General features: G+C 67.5%; 14 protein-coding genes and 1 pseudogene. 10 read left to right on the top strand and 5 right to left on the bottom strand.

The genetic code is table 11. The annotated features are described in order from the left end of the window. Positions 1-3 precede the first annotated feature (3 nt). The 7 genes and pseudogenes from QRM95_RS06065 to QRM95_RS06095 all read left to right on the top strand — a co-directional run bounded on the left by QRM95_RS06065 (position 4) and on the right by QRM95_RS06095 (position 7,137). The gene (locus tag QRM95_RS06065; protein WP_285246897.1) at positions 4-1,503 is read left to right on the top strand and encodes a four-carbon acid sugar kinase family protein; all 1,500 of its coding nucleotides are present in this window, start codon (positions 4-6) and stop codon (positions 1,501-1,503) included. Between the two features lie 30 nt (positions 1,504-1,533). Continuing rightward, positions 1,534-2,427, top strand: a pseudogene (locus QRM95_RS06070) (NAD(P)-dependent oxidoreductase); the annotation flags it as partial. Positions 2,428-2,586: 159 nt separating this feature from the next. Beyond that, positions 2,587-4,053, top strand: a complete 1,467-nt coding sequence (locus tag QRM95_RS06075) for a GntP family transporter (RefSeq protein WP_285246899.1) — start codon at positions 2,587-2,589, stop codon at positions 4,051-4,053. After that, entirely contained in the window at positions 4,053-4,904 is an 852-nt protein-coding gene (locus tag QRM95_RS06080; RefSeq protein ID WP_285246900.1) for a class II fructose-bisphosphate aldolase, read from the top strand. The genes QRM95_RS06075 and QRM95_RS06080 overlap by 1 nt, the downstream gene beginning before the upstream one ends. Positions 4,905-4,940: 36 nt before the next feature. Beyond that, positions 4,941-5,339, top strand: coding sequence for a DUF1304 domain-containing protein (locus tag QRM95_RS06085; RefSeq protein ID WP_285246901.1), 399 nt, complete (start codon positions 4,941-4,943; stop codon positions 5,337-5,339). A gap of 85 nt (positions 5,340-5,424) precedes the next feature. Continuing rightward, positions 5,425-6,792 carry an acyltransferase family protein gene (locus tag QRM95_RS06090; protein ID WP_285246902.1) on the top strand — a complete coding sequence of 456 codons (1,368 nt, stop codon included), beginning with the start codon at positions 5,425-5,427 and terminating at the stop codon, positions 6,790-6,792. A gap of 15 nt (positions 6,793-6,807) precedes the next feature. Then, positions 6,808-7,137, top strand: a complete 330-nt coding sequence (locus QRM95_RS06095; protein WP_285246903.1) for a GNAT family N-acetyltransferase — start codon at positions 6,808-6,810, stop codon at positions 7,135-7,137. A gap of 69 nt (positions 7,138-7,206) precedes the next feature. Here the strand turns inward: QRM95_RS06095 and QRM95_RS06100 are convergent, their stop codons facing one another. Together QRM95_RS06100 and QRM95_RS06105 are read right to left on the bottom strand one after the other, a co-directional pair. Beyond that, positions 7,207-7,527, bottom strand: a complete 321-nt coding sequence (locus QRM95_RS06100) for a hypothetical protein (RefSeq protein WP_285246904.1) — start codon at positions 7,525-7,527, stop codon at positions 7,207-7,209. Between the two features lie 126 nt (positions 7,528-7,653). Then, the gene (locus tag QRM95_RS06105) at positions 7,654-8,004 is read right to left on the bottom strand and encodes a hypothetical protein (protein WP_285246905.1); all 351 of its coding nucleotides are present in this window, start codon (positions 8,002-8,004) and stop codon (positions 7,654-7,656) included. An 87-nt stretch (positions 8,005-8,091) separates the two neighbouring features. Between QRM95_RS06105 and QRM95_RS06110 the strand changes: the two genes are divergently transcribed. Further along, positions 8,092-8,883 carry an SDR family NAD(P)-dependent oxidoreductase gene (locus QRM95_RS06110; RefSeq protein ID WP_285246906.1) on the top strand — a complete coding sequence of 264 codons (792 nt, stop codon included), beginning with the start codon at positions 8,092-8,094 and terminating at the stop codon, positions 8,881-8,883. On the opposite strand, the gene QRM95_RS06115 is transcribed toward QRM95_RS06110, so the two are convergent. Together QRM95_RS06115 and QRM95_RS06120 are read right to left on the bottom strand one after the other, a co-directional pair. Then, positions 8,833-9,975 (bottom strand): FUSC family protein, encoded by a 1,143-nt coding sequence (locus tag QRM95_RS06115; protein ID WP_285246907.1) that lies wholly within the window; start codon positions 9,973-9,975, stop codon positions 8,833-8,835. The genes QRM95_RS06110 and QRM95_RS06115 overlap by 51 nt on opposite strands. Positions 9,976-10,195: 220 nt before the next feature. Then, the gene (locus QRM95_RS06120) at positions 10,196-11,782 is read right to left on the bottom strand and encodes an MFS transporter (RefSeq protein WP_285246908.1); all 1,587 of its coding nucleotides are present in this window, start codon (positions 11,780-11,782) and stop codon (positions 10,196-10,198) included. Positions 11,783-12,216: 434 nt separating this feature from the next. Between QRM95_RS06120 and QRM95_RS06125 the strand changes: the two genes are divergently transcribed. Further along, positions 12,217-12,474 carry a hypothetical protein gene (locus QRM95_RS06125; RefSeq protein ID WP_285246909.1) on the top strand — a complete coding sequence of 86 codons (258 nt, stop codon included), beginning with the start codon at positions 12,217-12,219 and terminating at the stop codon, positions 12,472-12,474. Between the two features lie 118 nt (positions 12,475-12,592). Here the strand turns inward: QRM95_RS06125 and QRM95_RS06130 are convergent, their stop codons facing one another. Further along, positions 12,593-15,094 (bottom strand): ATP-dependent DNA ligase, encoded by a 2,502-nt coding sequence (locus QRM95_RS06130; protein ID WP_285246910.1) that lies wholly within the window; start codon positions 15,092-15,094, stop codon positions 12,593-12,595. A 40-nt stretch (positions 15,095-15,134) separates the two neighbouring features. Here QRM95_RS06130 and ku point away from each other — a divergent pair, with 40 nt between their 5' ends. Beyond that, on the top strand, positions 15,135-16,235 hold the full coding sequence (ku, locus tag QRM95_RS06135; RefSeq protein WP_285246911.1) for a non-homologous end joining protein Ku: 1,101 nt from the start codon (positions 15,135-15,137) through the stop codon (positions 16,233-16,235). Positions 16,236-16,377 lie beyond the last annotated feature (142 nt).

Raw genomic sequence — 16,377 nt, forward strand, 5'->3', positions numbered from 1 at the left:
ACGTTGACGCTTGAAGCAGACCTTCTGGCCGCCTATCCGGCAGACCTCGAGATCCCCGCAGGACTCGTTGCCGGCACCCTGGCCGCTTCCAACGCAGAGGTTTCCCGCGTCCTGGTGGTGCTCGACGACGACCCCACCGGCACCCAGTCCGTGGCAAACCTCCCCGTGCTCACCAAGTGGGACGTGGAGGACTTCACCTGGGCTTTTGCGCAGGGGAAACCCGCGGTCTACGTCCTCACCAACACCCGGTCCCTCGACCCCGCCGAAGCGGCAGCCCGCAATGAGGAAGTGGTCCGCAACGCCCTCACCGCAGCAGGATCGCCCGACGCCCTGCGGCTGGGATTCGTCAGCCGCAGCGACTCCACCCTCCGCGGCCACTACCCGCTGGAGCCTGACGTCATCGCGGCCACCGTTGCGGAGGTCAGCGGAGAGAAGACCGACGGCGTGGTCCTGGTCCCCGCATTCCCCGACGCCGGCCGGCTCACCATCGGCGGCGTCCACTACATGCGCGGCACCGGTGACGCCAAGGGCGCTGTGCTCCCCGTCTCCGAGACCGAATTCGCCAGGGATGCGTCCTTCGGCTTCAGCACCTCCGTCATGGCCGACTATGTCGCCGAGAAATCCCAGGGCAGGTTCCCCGCGGACTCAGTGGTCGTCCTGGACCTGAACATCATCCGTGCCGGCGCCGCCGCCCAGGACCCGGCCATCTCCGCCAAGGCGATCGCGGACGCCATCGAGCCCGCAACGGACTCCACGCCCATCGTGGCGGACATCGTCACGGAGAACGACTTCCGTGCCCTGGCGCTGGGCCTGGAAGAGGCCGAACGCCGCGGCAAGAAGCTCCTGTACCGAGTGGGCCCGCCGTTCGTCCGCGGCCGCATCGGCCAGGAAGTCCGCACCGCACTGACTTCCGAAGAGGCCTACGCGGGCAACACCCCGTCGGAGGCGGGCGGCCTGATCGTGGTGGGCTCGCACGTCGGCCTGACCACCCGCCAGCTCAACGTCCTCACCGCCGAACACAGCTCGGCGCACATCATCGAGATCGACGTCGAGAAGCTCCTCGCCGCCGAAACTGGAACGGCCGACCCCGACGCCATGGAGCACCTGGACCGCACGGTGGACGCCGTGGTCGAGGCCCTTCACGCCGGTGACGTGATCGTCCACACCAGCCGCCTGCTGATCAAGACGGACGACCCCGCCGAAAGCCTGCGGATCGCCCGCACGGTCTCCGCCGCCGTCGTGGACGTGGTCAACCGCACCCTGAAGACCTTCCCGCCGCGGTTCGTCATCGCCAAGGGCGGGATCACGTCCTCCGACGTCGCCGCCCACGGCCTGGAAATCCGGCACGGCATTGTCCGCGGTCCCATGCTCCCGGGCATCGTCAGCCTCTGGGAACCGGTGGACGGCCCCGCCAAGGGCATCCCGTACATCGTGTTCGCCGGCAACGTGGGCGACGACGACTCCCTGGCCCAGGTCACCCGCAAGCTCAGCAACAAGTTCTAAGAGTTCCGAACAAATTCAACGGAGAACACCATGACCAGCAACTACACCGTCACCGTCCTGGGCCTCGGCGCCATGGGCCTGCCCATGGCCACCCGCCTGGCCTCCCAGCTGACTGTCCACGGCTTCGACATCGCCGAGCCCCGCCTCAAGCTCGCCGAAGAATCCGGCATTGCCACCTTCACCACCGCCCGCGAAGCCGCCAAGGGCGCGGACGCCGTCCTCCTGGCCGTCCGCAACGGCGAGCAGCTCAACGACGTCCTCTTCGGCGAAAACGGCGTGGCCTCCGTCCTGGAGCCGGGCGCCGTCGTCATCCTCGGCAGCACGGTGGGCACCGACGCCATCCCCGCCACCGTGGCCAAGCTGGCCGAATACGGCGTGGACCTGGTGGACGCCCCGCTGTCCGGCGGCCCCAAGCGCGCCGGCGAAGGCGACCTGCTGATCGTCGTCGGCGCGTCCCCCGAAGCCCGCGAAAAGGCCGCGCCGGCCCTGGACCTGCTGGCCTCCACGCTCACCGTGGTGGGTGACAACCCCGGCGACGGCCAGGCCCTGAAGACCGTCAACCAGCTCCTGTGCGGCGTCCACATCGCCGCGGCCGCCGAGGCCCTGGCCCTGGCCGACGCGCTGGGACTGGACCAGGCCAAGACCCTCGCCGCCCTCGAAGCCGGCGCTGCCGGTTCCTTCATGCTCTCCAACCGCGGCCCCCGCATCCTGGAGGCCTACAACGAAGAAGGCGCCGAGGTCCTGTCCCGCCTGGACATCTTCGTCAAGGACATGGGCATCGTGGGCAAAGCCACCCGCGCCGCCGGGCTGGCAGCCCCCGTTGCCGCCGCCGCCGAGCAGCTCTACCTGCTGGGCCAGGCCCAGGGCCTCGCCGCCGCCGATGACTCCGCCGTCATCAAGGTGGTCGCCCCGGCCAAGCGGACCAAGTAAGCGCCTTCCCCCCAAACGGTACGACGACGGCGGTCCCCCCTCCGCCGTCGTCGTACCTCCCAGCGTTGCGGCTTTGTTCCGCAGCGTTCCATCCCCGCCGTGATACCTGATGCCCGTCTGCCCCGGACCGGCACGTCAAAGGAGACATTTCCCGTGAACCACCTGATGAGCCCGCTGATACAGCGGGCGGCCGATGCTCCGGCCATCAAGCCCGCCGTGGAGCTGGGCACCCCGCTGCTGCTCACCATCGCCGCCGTTGGCATCGCCATCCTGCTGGTGATGATCATCCGCTTCAAGATCCAGGCGTTCGTGGCCCTGCTGACCGTCAGCATCCTGGTCGCCGTGGCCGCCACGATCCCGCTCCAGGACATCTTCACCGTGGTGTCCGGCGGCGTGGGCAGCACCATGGGCAAGGTGGCCATCCTGATCGCGCTCGGTGCCGTGCTGGGCCGCATGATCGAGGTTTCCGGCGGTGTCCAGTCGCTGGCCGACCACTTCACCCGCAAGCTCGGCGCACGCCGGGTGGCCGTGGCGCTGACCGCCGTCGGCTTCCTGGTGGCCATCCCCGTGTTCTTCGAAGTGGGCATCATCGTGCTGGTGCCCATTGTCTACGCCTTCGCCAAGATCGCCAAGGTCCACCCGGTTAAGTTCGGCCTGCCCATGGCCGGCATCATGCTTGCCATCCACGTGGCCGTTCCGCCGCACCCGGGAATCGTTGCCGGCGCCGGCGTGCTGGGTGCCGACATCGGGCTGATCGCCCTGATCTCACTGCTCATCTGCATTCCGCTCGGCTTCCTGTCCTACTGGGTGGCGTCCATCATGAACCGCAAGGACTACGAGCTGCTGCCGGCCGTGAAGACCCAGGTGGAGGAGTTCGGTTCCGACTCGCTGGTCAAGGTGGGCCACGACGGCCCCGGTGCCGCCGCCATCGCACCCCCTCGCCCGGGCCTGATCATCTTCCTGATCGCCGCACCGATCGTGCAGATCCTCCTGGGTACCGCCGGCACCCTCATCCTCCCCAAGAGCGATCCCCTCTACGGCCTGGCAGCCTTCATCGGCAACCCGTTCCTGGCCCTGCTGGTGGCTGTGGCGCTGTCCTTCTTCCTGCTGGCGGTCCGCCGCGGCTGGTCCTTCAAGGAGACCGGTGAAATCTTCGAAGGGGCCCTGCCTCCCATCGCCTCCATCCTGATGGTGGTGGCCGCCGGCGGCGTGTTCGGCAACGTCCTGCAGGTCTCCGGCATCGGCGGGGCGCTTTCCAAGACCCTGGACACGCTCGGCGTGCCGCTGCTGCTGCTCGGCTTCATCATTTCCCTGGCACTTCGTGCCGCCCAGGGTTCGGCCACCGTGGCCATCGTGACCACCACCGGCCTGTTGTCCGCAGCGGTCAGCGGCGGCGGCTACAGCCCGGCCCAGATCGCTGTGATCGTGATCGCCATCGGCTTCGGCGCCTTGGGCCTGTCCCACGTGACGGACGCCGGCTTCTGGGTGGTGGTGCGCTACTACGGACTGACCGTCTCGGACGGCCTGAAGACGTGGACCGTCCTGACCACCATCCTGGGCCTGGCCGGCTTCGCGCTGACCTTCGTGGCCTGGATCCTGGTGGGAGGCCTGGGAGCCTGATGCGTACCCGACTGGACCACCTGGTCACCTCCGCCCTGCAGCAGGGTTCCGCCGTGCCGGCTTTCACCTGCTACGACTTCACCACCGCACTGGCCGTGGTGGGTGCCGCAGAGGAATCAGGACGCGGCGCCATCCTGCTGGTGGCACCCAAGACCGCCGCCACCACGAACGGACTCAGGCTCATCGCGGCGCTCCGCACCCTGGCTGACGCGGCCGCGGTTCCGGTGGCCGTGCAGCTTGACCACGCCAGCGACTTGAAGGTGATGGCCGACGCCGTCGCAGCAGGGGCGGATTCGGTCCTCGCCGACGGTTCGTCCCTTCCCTACGAGGACAACATTGCCCTGGTCAAGTCGGCCCGCGCCCTGCTGGGCCCCGACGTGGTGCTTGAAGCGGAACTTGGCGGCCTGGCCGGCGACGAAGACCGCGCCTTCGGTGCAGACCAGTCCGGCGCCGACGTTGCGGGCCTGACCGACTCCGCGCAGGTGGAGGATTTCGTGTCCCGCACCGGCGCGGAACTGCTCGCCGTTGCCGTGGGCAATGTCCACGGCAAGTACAAAGGTGAGCCGCGGCTGCGCTGGGACGTACTCCAGGACATTGCGGCCCGGGTCCACATTCCGCTGGTGCTGCACGGCGCTTCCGGCATCCCCGCCGGCGAACTGGTGAAAGCCGCGGCCATGAACGTAGGCAAGGTCAACTTCAACACCGAGCTGCGGTCCGGCGTGCTGGCCACCCTCCAGGACCAGCTGCCCGCCCACCGTGCGGACGGCGAAAACCTGCAGGGCCTGCTGGCCCGGTGGAACCACTCGGCCAAGGAATTCGCCACCGCAACCCTGGCCACGCTGGCACGGTAGGAAAGGCTCCACTCCGGGGGAGGCTAGGATCAAGCCATGATCCTGGCCTCCCTCTTTTTTGCCTTCCTCGCCGCGGCGCTGCACGTTTTCATCTTCACCATGGAATCCGTGACCTGGACCCGGCCCGCCACCTGGAAACGCTTCAGCATCGCATCCCAGGATCATGCGGAGATCACCAGGCCACTGGCGTACAACCAAGGGTTTTACAACCTGTTCCTGGCGGTGGGCGCCCTGATTGGAATCGGCCTGGTGGTGTTCGGGGCCGGCCCGGCGCAGCACGTGGCGGGCTGGACCCTGGTGTTTTCAAGCTGCGGCTCCATGCTCCTGGCGGCCGTGGTCCTGGCCCTCAGCGGCCGCAAGTACCTCCGTGCGGCCGCCACCCAGGGCGCAACGCCGCTGCTCGCCGTCGTCCTGGGCCTGCTGGCGGTGCTCTAGTCCGGCACCGCTGCCCCTTCTACACCACCGGCAACAGGCGCAGAATGGTGCTGTGAACAGGGCCGGGACGCTGTAAGGCCACGCGGTGCGGCGGGGTCAAGGGAACGAAAAGCACTCGGACACGGCAGGCCGTGATCCGGCGATCGACCTTGTCCGCTTCGTCTGCCTGGCATTGGTAGTGGTGGGCCATTCCATGATGGTCAGTCCGGTCCTGCACCCGGACGGGACCGTGACAACGGAGAACACCCTTGGCGACCAGGACTGGTTTGTCCCCGTCATCTGGATCTTCATGGTGATGCCCCTGTTCTTCGTTACCGGGGGTGTGACCGGCCTGCAGTCCTGGCGCCGGCTGAAGGCGCGGGGCGGGACGGCGGCCCAGTTCATCCGGGCACGGCTCCTGCGCCTGGTCCGTCCGGCCACCGCGCTGCTTGCGGCGATGGTCCTGGGACTGTCGTTGGCCCGTGCCCTCGGGGTGGACCCTCAGGTGGTCCAGCTCATGGCCACCGGCGCCGGCATGCCGCTGTGGTTCCTCGCCGCCTACCTCGCGGCGCAGTTGAACATTCCGGTCCTGGCGGCGCTCCATGCGCGTTCCCCCTGGCTGGCGCTGGGCCTGCTCCTCGGCCTGGTGGTCGCCGTGGATTGCCTCCGCGAGGCGCTGCCGAACCTTGCCTACGCGAACCTGGTGTTCGTGTGGTGCGCAGTGCAGCAACTGGGCTTCCTGGCGGCAGACGGCTGGACGTCCCGGCTGTCCCGTTCCGGGCTGCTGGCCATCGCGCTGGCAGCAAACCTTGCGTTGGGCCTGGTGACGGGGCTGGGCCTGTACACCAGCAACATGCTGGTGAACCTCAATCCACCCAACCTCACCCTGGTCCTCTTGGGCGTTTCCCAACTGGCCGTGATGGAGCTGGCGCGGCCGGTCCTCGCGTCGCTCGCCGAGGTCCGCTGGATTGGCCGCCTCGTGGGCGTCGCGGGCAGCCGGTCCCTGACGGTGTACCTGTGGCATCTGCCGTTGCTGGGCGCGATGTCAGGGCTGCTCCTCCTGGTGCCGTTCCCCAAGCCCGGCGCCGGCACCGCCGCATGGTGGTGGTCGCGGCCCGTGGTGGTCCTGGCCTTGGTCCTCCTGCTGCTCCCCGTCGCTGCCGCCTTCGGCCGCCTTGAGGACCGGGTGACGGCGCCATACGCCTACCGCAGCCGGCCCGCCCTGGCGGCGGCCGCAGTCGTCGTGGTCTTCCTTCCCGCGGCAGACGCCGCCCTCAGCGGATTGTCACTGGGGCTGCTGGTTGCCGGCACGCTGTGCTTTTCCGCGGCGATCCTTTTGCTGGGCGGGGTTTCGCTGCGGCGCCGGCCATTGGGCGGGACGAGGCCCCCGCGAGGGCCGGCGCGAGGGCCGGCGGCCGGGACCGCACCCCGCCGGCGGCGGGGCCGAAAGGGCATTGCCAGCGGGGTGAAGTAGTGCCAGTGTCAAACCATGACCGAGAACACCATGTCCACAGAGGATAAGTTCACCCCCAACGTCACCCTGCGGCGCAATGACGCGGACCACCGGTATGAACTCCTGGTGGACGGCAGGCTCGCGGTCCAGGCCTTCTTCCGCGATCTGCCGGGACATATCGACTTCACCCATACCGAAACGGGCCAGGACTTCGAGGGGCAGGGGCTGGGCAAGGTGCTGGCGCATTTTGCCCTGGATGACGTGGTGGCCACCGGCAAACGCATCATCCCGCACTGCCCGTTTATGTCCAGCTACCTCCGCAAGCACGAGGGCTACGAACAGTTCGTGGACTGGCCCGAGCGCTGACCCGCCCGCCGGCCCCGCACGCTGATTGCATGCGCTGACCGCTGGCCGGCGCCCGCGCTCGGAGCAGAGTCAGCTGGCCAGGGCCGAATCGCTGACCGCCCAGGCGGTCCCGGGGTCGTCGATGGTGAAGCCGCAGGCGCAGCGGTAGGTGGTGACGGTTTCGGCCGCCTGCGGCCGCAGTGCCACCACGGAGGTTCCGTCAACGTAAACGGGCTGCCGGACCGGCAGTTCCCCGTGGTCGACAAGCTGCATCGGCGTGCGGCAGTGCATGCGCGAATTGAGGGTCACCAGCAGTCCTGCGTCGACAGGTACCGTGGTGGCCAGAAACTGCTCAGCCGGTTCGCGGCGCTCCCCAAACGCCATCAGCTGCTCATCCATTGCGGTGGTCATTATGTTCTTCCTTGGGCTTCTTTCACGGAACCGCCATGGCCGGCAGTCCCGCCGCGAACTGCTTGCGGAGGTTCATCTACCCCACAAGAAAAGCATGCTTACTAATTGATGCACAAGTCAGGGCCCTCATCTCCGGTTCAAGCCCCGCCGGCGCTGCCAAGTCCAGGCGTGCCAGAACAGCAGGGCAATCAGGACGGCAGTGCCGCCGGAAATCCCCTGCGGGGCAAAGGCGAACACGAGATAGTCGAACGTGGCCCGGTCTCCCATGGACACGGACATGGGGTTGTTCAGCAGCGCCGACGCTCCGCCGGCAATCATTGCGGCGCACAGCAGCCACAGCGCCACGATGAACGGGTTGGGCGCCGGCCATGACCTTGGCGTCCCTGCCGGCTCAGCACCGTCTGCTTCAGGCGCTACGGGTTGTCCGTGCCTGTCCACTTCGCGGAATCCGAGCGCCCCGGAGTGTTGCTGTTCCATGTTTCCCCCTCAGGCAGCAGCCCGGCCGGCTGCCGGCGGTACCAGCCTAGCGGCCCACAACATGCTCCCGCTGGCTAGGCTTGCAGCATGACGCCAACCAGCACCCGAACCACAGCACTTGTCACCGGAGCCAGCGCCGGGCTGGGACACGAATTCGCCAAGCAGCTCGCGGCCCAGGGGAACAACCTTGTCCTGGTGGCCCGCAACGCCTCCCGCCTGGAGGAAACAGCGGCGGACCTGCACCGGCGCTACGGGATTACGGCTGAGGTGCTGCCCGCTGACCTCACTGTGGACGCCGACGTCGCCGCCGTCGTCGAACGTCTCCAGGACCCCGCGCGGCCGGTGGGAATCCTGGTGAACAACGCCGGAATCGGGCTGCTGCACAACTTCGAAGACAACCCGATCAGCGTGGAAAAAGACCACCTGAAGCTGCACGGGGAAACGGCCATGGTACTCACCCACGCGGCGCTCGGCGGAATGCTCGAACGCGGGGAGGGCAGGATCATCAACGTGGCCAGCGTGGCCGCCTTCCTTCCCCGCGGCACCTACTCGGCAGCGAAAGCCTGGCTGGTCAGTTTCAGCCGGTGGGCCAACCTGGCGTACCGCTCGCGCGGGATCAAGGTCACCGCGGTGTGTCCGGGTTTCACGCACACCGAATTCCACGACCGGATGGGCATGGACAAGTCCGTGGCTCCGTCCTGGACGTGGCTGCGCGCGGAGCGGGTGGTGCGGGAAGGGCTCGCGGACAACGAGCGCGGCAAGGCGGTGTCCGTACCTTCCAGGCGCTACAAGGCGGTGGCGGCCGTCGCTAAGCTGGCGCCTGCGCGGCTAATGGCGGGACCGGCGCGCAAACCCAAGCCGGCGCGCAACCCCGGGTAGCTGCACCGGGCCTTCGAAGCTGGTGCCTGAGTGCGGCCCGGAGCGGCGGACGGCCACCACCACCAGGATCCCCAGCAACGCGCCCACCAACGTTTCCACGGCCCGCTCCAGAATCAGGACCCCTGGTTCGGCCGGCGAGGCCAGTTGGGTGATGAGCAGGATCACCGGGGTAAACCAGACCATGGCCAAGCCGTAGTGCCTGGTCATGAACAGCTCGGTGGCGAACTGGAACAGGATCACCAGGAGGGCCAGCACCTGGGCATGGCGCGCAGGCTCCTGGAACGCGGGGTACAGCCCGGCCAGTGTCCATGGTGCCGGAAGGAGGACGACGGCGGTCACGGCCAGGCCCAGGAACGTCCCCACGATGCGGTGGATGCCGCGCCGGACACGGCTGGGAAGGTCCGCGCCGGCCAGCGGCACTGCCGCGGCGGCCATGGCCCAGTGCGGGTGGCCGCTGCCGCTGAGGACGCCCACTGTTCCGGCGGCGCCCACGGCCAGCACATACCGTGCGGCGTGGACCAACAGTTCACGCCGCCCCGCCGGTGTGGGGGAGGGGACGGCCCTGGTGGCGCCGGGTTCCCAGGACCTGCGCCGGATCCAGCCGCTGAAGCCCACCGCAATGGAGAACACGGCCGATCCGCCGGCGATGAGCATCGCCACATACCAGGGGACGGCGACAGGAACGGAAGCGCAGGCTCCGAGCGCCAGGATGCCGAAGAAGGGTCCGTTGGGTTTCAGCCGCACCCGGTCCGAGTAGACCGAGCCCACCCCGGCAAGGATGGCTTCCACGGCCACCAGCCACCAGGAGTGGAGGTGGTTGCTGGACAGCGTGATTCCCACGGCCACTCCGCTGAGCAGTACCAAGGCGCCCTGGCCCTGGTGCCGGAGCCGCAACTGGTGGGGCTCCGAGCGGCCGTACATCCCGGTGAGGGCCCCGAACACGGCGTAGATGATCAGGTCAGTCCGGCCCAAGGCCAACAGGACCAGGGAGGGGGCTGCGACGCCAAGGGCAACCCGGAGCGCCGCAAGATGGTCGTTGGTGGCCGGTTCCAGGTGGTGCAGCGCGCGCACCTGGTCCACTACCCGCTTCATATCCCGAATCCATTCCCTGCTATTGCCATGCCGGCGCCTGATACGGCCCTTGGGAACGTATCACCAGGCATCCCGCAGAGCCATATGTTGCCGGCTGGGCTCGTGACACACCAGGACATCCGGCAGGCACGCGAAGGCCCGCTTCCGTACTTCCCGCAGGAAGCACAGGAGCGGGCCTGTGAGCGTGGGCTACAAGAATGCCCGGGCGGCAGGCGGAAGCTTACGCTCCCGCCGGAACACCGCGGTGGGAGTGCGGATCCGTCCCGTCCTGGGTGTCGAACGGCAGTTCGTCCAGGTTGATCAGCGGGTTCTGGTCCTGGGTTTCCACCAGTTCCTTGGCCTCCTCCTGGGTGTCAACGCTGGGCATTGATCCCGGAAGGGGGCGGTTGGCGGATTCCTTCAGGAAGTAGATGGCCACGGCACCAACCAGGGAAGTTGCCATCAGGTAGTACGCCGGCATCATGTCGTTGCCGGTCGACTTGATCAGCAGCTCCACGATGAAGGGGGTGGTTCCGCCGAAGATCGCCACCGCGAAGTTGTAGGCAATACCCATGGCTCCGTAGCGGCTGGACGTGGGGAACTGTGCCGGCAGGGCCGAGGCGAGGTTGGCCACGTAGAAGGTGACGGGGAAGGCCACCAGGGCCAGGCCTGCCAGGGTGGACCAAACGGCACCGATACCGATCAGCAGGAACGCCGGGACGGCCAGGACGATGGTGCTCACGGCACCGATCCACAACACGGGGCGGCGGCCGATCCGGTCAGACAGCTTGCCGGTCAGCGGGATGCAAAGGCTCATGACCACCAGCACGGGGATGGTCAACAGCGTGCCGTGGAGCTCGTCGTACCCCTTTGCGTCGGTCAAGTAGGTGGGCATGTAGGAGGTCAGGGCGTAACCAGCCGTGTTGGCGGCCGCAACCACAACCATGGCCACGATGATCGGACGCCAGTAGGCCTTGACGATGCCGACAGGTCCCTTGGCCGTAGCGGTGCCTTCGGAGGCGTTCTTGGCGTTTTCCTCCTGGGCGTCCAGGGTGGCCTGGAACTGCGGCGACTCCTCGATCTTGCTCCGGAAGTACACGGCGATCAGGCCCAGCGGACCCGCGATCAGGAACGGGATGCGCCAGCCCCAGTCCTCCATGGTGGCTTGGCCCAGGGTCAACTGCAGGACCGAGACCAAGGCCGCGCCGATGGCGAAGCCCATGTAGCTGCCCAGGTCCAGGAAGCTGGCAAAGAAGCCACGCCGCTTGTCCGCGGCATACTCGCTGACGAACGTGGTGGCACCGGCGTACTCACCGCCGGTGGAGAAACCCTGGATGACCTTGAGGAGCACCAGCAGCGCTGCCGCCCACAATCCAATCTGGGCGTATCCGGGCAGCAGGCCGACGGCGAACGTGCTGGCCGCCATGATCATCAGGGTGGTGGCCAGGATCTTTTGCCGGCCCACTTTGTCGCCGAGCCAGCCGAAGATGACGCCACCGAGCGGGCGGGCGATAAAGGTCGCCGCGAACGTGCCCAGCAGGAAGAGGTTTTGCGTCGTGGGATCGGATTCCGGCAGGAACACCGGCCCCATGGTGGTGATGAGGTAGCCGAAAACGCCGACGTCGTACCATTCCATCGTGTTTCCAACGATGGTGCCGCCGAGTGCTTTTTTGAGCATGGGCTGGTCAACCACGTTGACGTCGGATTCCTTGAGCCGGCGGCGTGGCAGCAGCCTGGGCTTCTTGGCAGCCGTGGGGGCCGCCGGGTCGGTTCCGCGGGCGCTTTTGGCGCCTGCTGGAGAGTGGTTACTGCTTCGGTCTGTGGGCATTTGGGCAACTCCTGTGGAGGTCATTTGCTTGCGACTTGTAGCTGCCCCGCTCCGGGCAGGCCTTCAATTTTACGGGATGTCTGTGGCGTTTGCTCGGTTCAATGGCGTAGCATGCTCCTTTTTCTACCCCTGCAACGCCGCATTCGGTACCTTTTTTCGCCGCGGATTCCCGCGCTACTACTGGGAAGCAGGCTGATCAACGGCTCCGTTGCCAAAAATTTTCTGCCGGGAACTGGTTCAAGCCGCTTTCCTGGGTGATCGCGGGCGCGGAAGTGAGCGCGGTCACGGCCTCCGGAGGGGTTCACAGGAGCCTCCGGGGTGCCTATGGTAGAGCGATGAACACACTTCTTTTCGGCTGAGCGCCCGCGCACGCCCGGGCGCCCCAGCCGGCGCCTCGTTTCAACGAAGAACGACGGAAAGAAGGGAAGAAACACATGGGTGAAGAGTCCAACCAGTTCCACATCAGGCCGGAGGTGGCGGACCACCTTGCTGCAGCCATGGATGCCCCGGTCACGCCGGGACCTGCAGCAACGGGGGCTGTCCCGCTGGCCGCGCAGAATGCATGGCCGGACGGTGGCGGCAAACGCCGGCATCTGAAGGACCGGGCTGCCGGCCACGGCCGCATGGGCCACGAGGCGGCAGTAACCGCCGTCCACCGGACCGGCCGGCCGCAGATGCCGCACTCCTCGTAGCCGCCTGGCGAAGGCCACCGCACCGATCGAAACGCAAATTACCTGGCGGCCGGGAAATGTCGTGGGCGCCAGGTAATTTCCGTCTCGCCGCCTCCCCGGTACGTTGCAAACCGGGGCGTCATTCCCGGACCACTCCCGCCGGGTCCTTGTCCACGCGCCAGCCCCGCCACCGCGGGTGCCGCAGCCTGCCCGGCCCGGTCCATTCGCTGTAGGTCACCTCGCCCACCAGTTCAGGGGCCACCCAATGGGCGTCTGCTGCGTCCAACCGGGGGACCTCGTGGAACGGGGATGCCTTCCGGCCCAGCCGTTCCACGGTTTGCCGCAGTTCCGTGAGTTCGCGCATGCTGAAGCCACTGCCCACCCGGCCCACGTACTGCAGCTTGTCGCCGTCGGGAATCCCCACCAGCAGCGAGCCCACCGTTTCCTCCCGGCCGCCCTTCCCCGGCCGCCAACCGCCCACCACCACTTCCTGGGTTTGCTCAAGCTTGAGTTTGATCCACGTCCGGGTCCGTTGGCCGCTGACGTACCGGCTGTCCGTCCGTTTGGCCATGATTCCTTCCAGGCCAAGCTCGCGCGCGCTTTCCAAGAGCAACCCCACGGGGTCGTCGAGCACCACGGACAGGTGAACCGGACAGTTCGAGGGGCGGACGAACTCCTCGAGACGCCTCCGCCGGGTGCTGAGCGGCAGGCGCCGGAGGTCCTTCCCGTCGTCGAAGAGGAGGTCGAACAGCATCAGTTGCACCGGGATGGCGGTGCGGGCCTTGGCGACGTCGGCAGCCCTGGTGAGTTTCATCCGGCCCTGCAGGAGCCCAAAGTCGGGCCTGCCGCCGGGCCCGACGGCGATGATCTCGCCATCGGCCACGAACGGCTGCTCCGGCCAGCAGGCGCGGTCCGCAAGCTCCGGGTAGGTCTTGGTGACGTCGTTGCCGTTGCGGCTCAAGATCCGGATCTTTTCCCTGTCGGCCACCAGGATTGCCCGGACCCCGTCCCATTTAAGTTCAAATTGCCACGTGCTGCCGCGCAGGTCGGGTTCGGTGCCCGCCGTGGCCATCATGGGGCGGTATTCGCCAGGGTCCGGGGACGGATCCGGTGCGGTGGCCGCGGTCCGGGCAGGTTCTGCGGCAGCCGCCTCGCCACCTGCGCCGGCTTCGCCCCGTTCCGCCGACGGCTTTGCTGCTCCCTGCGTTGCGTGCCGAGGGCTTCCGCTTGGGCGTTCCGGGTCCATGAGGTGGATGAGCCACTGCTTCTCCCCGTCCTTGTCCTGGCCGCGGCCGGTGTGGATGAGCGCCAGTTTCGTGGGTCCTCCCAGGCCGCCACCCTCCCATCCGGTCAGGGTGACGATGACTTCCTTGCCATTGATCCACTTGTGCAGCTCGTAGGTGCCGGTGTCCCAAATGGTCATCTCACCCGCCCCGTACTGTCCCTTGGGGATGGTCCCGTGGAAGGTGAGGTAGTCCATGGGATGGTCCTCGGTCTGGACGGCCAGGTGGTTCTTGCCACCGGTTTCGGGGACCCCCTTGGGCAACGCCCAGGACACCATGACGCCCTCGTGCTCCAAGCGCAGGTCCCAGTGCAGCCGGCTGGCGTGGTGTTCCTGGATGACGAACGCGTTCCCGCCCGTCGGGATGCCCGCGAAAGGCTCCGGCGTGGCCTTGGGATCCCGCATGGAGCGGTACGCGCCCAGGCGGGGGTCGTCGTCGTGCCCGTCCTCCAGTTGCTGCCCGCGGGCCGCAGCACTGACGACGACGGCGAACGGGTCGTTGCCGTCCCGCACCCGGCGCAGCACCTCCCGGTAGTCCAGCTGCTTCAGCCGTGGAGACCCGATTTCCCGCCACGTCCGCGGCGCGGCCACCATGGGCGTGGGCCGGCCGCGCAGCGAGTAGGGGACCACCGTGGTTTTCGCCGCGTTGTTCTGGCTCCAGTCCACCAGCACCTTGCCCCTGCGGAGCGTCTTCTTCATGTCGCTGACGGCGAGGTCCGGGTGGTCCGCCTCGAGCGCCCGTGCCAGTTCCCGGGCAAACGCCGAGATCTGTTCGGAGGTCTGGGCCCCGTCCAGCGCGGCATACAGGTGGATGCCCTTGCTGCCGCTGGTCACCGGCACGGGTTCCAGGCCAACGTCCTCCAGAATGGACCGCGCCAGCAGTGCCACCTCGCGGCATTCCGTCAGGCCCGCGCCTTCGCCCGGGTCAAGGTCCAGTACCAGCCGGTCCGGGTTCAGCTGGTTGCCGTGCGCGTCCACCCGCCACTGCGGCACGTGGATTTCGAGTGAGTTGATCTGTCCGAACCAGGCCAGCGTGGCGACGTCATTGACCAGGGGGTAGTGGATGGTCCGGTCCTTGTGGGTGATCGCGGCCCGCGGCAGCCAGCCGGGGGCCGAGTCCTCCAGGTCCTTTTGGAAAAACACCTCACCGGGCTTGCCTGCTGTGCCCACGCCGTTGACCCACCGCTTGCGGGTGGCCGGCCGGTTGGCCGCGGCGGGGATCAGGACGTGGGCCACGGCGGCGTAGTAAGCCAGCACGTCAGCCTTGGTGGTGCCGGTCTCCGGATAGATGATTTTGTCCAGGTTGGTGAGCGTCAATTCGCGTCCCGCCACCCGGACACGTTCCCTAGTGCCGGCCACAGGTCTTCACCTCCGGCCCGCTCTGATGTTGACTGTAGGAATGAGAGCCATCTGGAAGGGTGCCATCGCGTTCGGGCTGGTCAACGTGCCCGTGAAGGTCTACAGCGCCACTGAGGATCATGACATCAGTTTGCACCAGGTCCACAACGCCGACGGCGGAAGGATCCGCTACCAGCGCCGGTGCGAGGTCTGCGGGGAGGTGGTGGACTACTCGGACATTGAGAAGGCGTTCGAGGAGGACGGCCGGACCGTGGTGCTGTCCAAGGAGGAACTCAAGTCCATTCCGGCCGAGAACAGCCACGAGATCGAAGTGGTGCAGTTCGTGCCGTCCGAGCAGCTTGAGCCCATGATGTTCGAGAAGAGCTACTACCTGGAACCGGATTCCAAGTCGCCCAAGGCGTACGTCCTGCTGCGGCGGGCCCTGGAGGATACCGACCGGGTGGCGGTGGTCCAATTCGCGTTGCGGGAGAAGACCCGGCTGGGGGCCCTGCGGATCAAGGACGATGTGCTGGTGCTGCAGTCCCTCCTCTGGCCGGACGAGGTGCGGGAGGCCAGCTTCCCGTCCCTCGAAGCCGACATCAGGATCTCGGCGCAGGAACGGGACATGTCCGCGGCCCTGGTGGAGTCCATGGCCGCTGATTTCGACCCCACCTCCTTCACCGACGAGTACCAGGTGCAGCTCCGCCAGCTCATCGAGGCGAAACTCGAACAGGGTGAATCGCTGGATACGGAGGAGACCTTCGGCGTCGAGTCCGGTGAGGGCGGCAAGGGCGAGGTCATCGACCTGATGGAAGCCCTGAAAAGAAGCTTGGACCGGAAGCGCGGCGGTGCTGCTGCCGGCGGGGATTCAGACGGCGGCGCGGACGCGGGGGACGAGGAACCTGCCAAGCCGGCACGCAAGGCCGCCGGCACCAAAGCATCCGGCACCAGGACAGCCGCTGCCAAGACAGGTACCGATGACGCAAAGCCCGCCACCGAGGGGCAGGCCGGCAAGGCCACTGCCACGAAGGCTGCCGCGAAGCCGGCGGCCAAAACCGCCGCCAAGACCTCGGGCGCTAAGTCCGCCGCTACCAAATCCACCGGCGCAGCCGACGGCAAGACGGCTGCGAAGACCAGCACCAGGGCCCGCAAGCCTGCCTGATCCCGCCCCCGCCGGAACTGTTCCTGCGCCTTTACAGGGGCTGCCATGGCGTCCACAATGAGTCGCATCGCAGCCTCCGCTGTGCCAACAGCGTGCTGTCACCCATTGGGAACGGACCCGTGGGAACGGACCCGTAAAGGGG

Origin of the sequence: Pseudarthrobacter sp. efr-133-R2A-89, assembly GCF_030209315.1 — a bacterium.
GTDB lineage: Bacteria > Actinomycetota > Actinomycetes > Actinomycetales > Micrococcaceae > Arthrobacter.